Source organism: Aeromonas sp. QDB23 (genome assembly GCF_027707745.1).
GTDB classification, from domain to species: Bacteria; Pseudomonadota; Gammaproteobacteria; order Enterobacterales; family Aeromonadaceae; genus Aeromonas; species Aeromonas allosaccharophila.
The window spans coordinates 1-2,179 of the sequence record NZ_JAPCJA010000133.1 but is presented as its reverse complement, the minus strand read 5'-3'; the positions used below and the strand labels follow the sequence as shown (position 1 = coordinate 2,179).

The following is a 2,179-nucleotide window of genomic DNA, read 5'->3' as shown; positions in this document are numbered from 1 at the left end:
ATTGAACTGTCAGGAGCTGGCTGCACAACAGCCATTACGCCCAATCAACTGGTGCAGTCGTCTTCTGAAAATGACAATCCAGTTAGGGTATAGCTCAACCTGACATAGAAGCAAAAACTCAACCACCTTCTACCAACTCTCCGAACAGCTCCTTGACCTTTGTTTTCGCATCAGCAAGTGCAGTTCTGCCTTGTTCAGTGATGTCATAAACACGCCGTTCACGTCGCCCGGTGCGTTCGTGGCGTGAGGTCAGATAGCCTTTTTTTTCCAGGCCGTGCAGCATCGGGTACACGGTGCCAGCGCTCATCTCGTAGCCGTGTCGGCGTAGCTCTTCGATGATCCCCAGCCCAAAGACAGGTTCCTCGGCTGCATGGTGAAGGATGTGCAGGCGGATCAAACCGCCGTAGAGGTCTTTGTCAGTCATTTTTTGTGCCTCACAGAGCGACGCTCAACAGCCACCCAGCTGCACCGCTACCGAGGACAACCAGCCACGGCGGGAGCTTCCAGAACATAAGTGCGACAAGGGCAACTAATGCCAAGCCGAAGTCTTGCGGCTGAAAGATGGCGCTAGTCCATACAGGCTGATACAGCGCGGCCAGCAGCAAGCCGACTACAGCGGCATTGATCCCGGCCAGCGCAGCTTGGATGCCTGTATTGCGGCGCAAACGCTCCCAAAATGGCATTGATCCGACGACCAGCAAGAACGAGGGCGCGAAGATAGCCAGCAGACACACAATGCCGCCGATCCAGCCCGACGGGGCGGTGTTCATCGAGGCACCAAGAAACGCGGCGAACGTGAACAAAGGGCCGGGCACCGCTTGAGCTGCCCCGTACCCCGCGAGAAAGGATTCATTGTTGACCCAGCCGGAGGGCACCACTTCGGCTTGCAGTAATGGCAGCACAACGTGACCACCGCCGAACACCAGTGATCCGACACGATAGAAGGAATCCACCATTGCCATGGTTTGACTTGGCATCAGTTCGGCCAACACCGGCAGGCCAATCAGCAAGACAAAGAACAGCGAGAGCCAAAGCACGCCGGCCCGGTGACTGACCGTGATAGGTAGGGGGTCATGCTCAACAACTTTCGCTGGCTTGAACAATAACCGGCCTGCGATGCCTGCGATAGCAATCACGCCAACCTGTCCCCACGCGGACGGCACAAGTAAAACGACGCAGGTAGCAATTGCCATGATGGTGACTCGCAGCCCATCCGTGCATAGGTTACGCGCCATGCCCCATACTGCTTGAGCGACCACGGCCACAGCCACCACTTTTAAGCCATGCAACGCGCCCTGCGAGACGTAATCGCCATAGCTGGAGATGCCGAGCGCAAAAAGGATCAAGGCTATGGCAGACGGCAGCGTGAAGCCAGCCCAAGCAGCCAGCGCCCCGCTGTATCCAGCCCGAGACAGTCCTACCGCTATGCCGACCTGGCTGCTTGCAGGCCCTGGCAAGAACTGACAAAGCGCGACCAAGTCAGCATAGCTCCGTTCGGAGAGCCAGCGCCGCCGTGTGACAAATTCGGCGCGGAAGTAGCCCAAGTGCGCAATGGGGCCGCCAAAAGATGTCAATCCAAGCCGCAGAAAAATAAGAAAGACCGACCATGGTCTGCTGTCATCGGTAGGGTTATTCGTCATACTTTCGCCTTCATGATCTGCAACGAGTTGATCAATAATAAGCGAAATTCGATAACGAAATTCGATATAAATCTAGAAAAAAATACCTCTATGTGTACTACGCAGTTTTAGCTGTGGCTTTCACAGGAGCACGCTTACTTACGGCTTAGCGTGCTTTATTTTCCGTTTTCTGAGGCGATCCCTAGGAGCTCGGATCTCAGGACGAAGGTCTCCGCGAATGTCCGGTCGATCCGCGCGACGTCCCAGGCGGGCGTTCCCTTGGCGGACATCCACGCCGCAGCGTCGTGCATCAGCCGCACAACCTCGTCGATATCACCCGAGCAGGCGACCCGAACGTTCGGAGGCTCCTCGCTGTCCATTCGCTCCCCTGGCGCGGTATGAACCGCCGCCTCATAGTGCAGTTTGATCCTGACGAGCCCAGCATGTCTGCGCCCACCTTCGCGGAACCTGACCAGGGTCCGCTAGCGGGCGGCCGGAAGGTGAATGCTAGGCATGATCTAACCCTCGGTCTCTGGCGTCGCGACTGCGAAATTTCGCGA

The 2,179-nt window shown here is 56.9% G+C and carries 3 protein-coding genes; all 3 read right to left on the bottom strand.

The genetic code is table 11. The annotated features are described in order from the left end of the window. Positions 1–118: 118 nt before the first annotated feature. The gene (locus tag PG888_RS22760; protein WP_000130000.1) at positions 119–424 is read right to left on the bottom strand and encodes a PadR family transcriptional regulator; all 306 of its coding nucleotides are present in this window, start codon (positions 422–424) and stop codon (positions 119–121) included. Between the two features lie 10 nt (positions 425–434). Next, positions 435–1,640, bottom strand: a complete 1,206-nt coding sequence (chrA, locus tag PG888_RS22755) for a chromate efflux transporter (protein ID WP_000184001.1) — start codon at positions 1,638–1,640, stop codon at positions 435–437. Positions 1,641–1,795: 155 nt separating this feature from the next. Then, the gene (locus PG888_RS22750; protein ID WP_000376616.1) at positions 1,796–1,999 is read right to left on the bottom strand and encodes a hypothetical protein; all 204 of its coding nucleotides are present in this window, start codon (positions 1,997–1,999) and stop codon (positions 1,796–1,798) included. Positions 2,000–2,179: the final 180 nt, after the last annotated feature.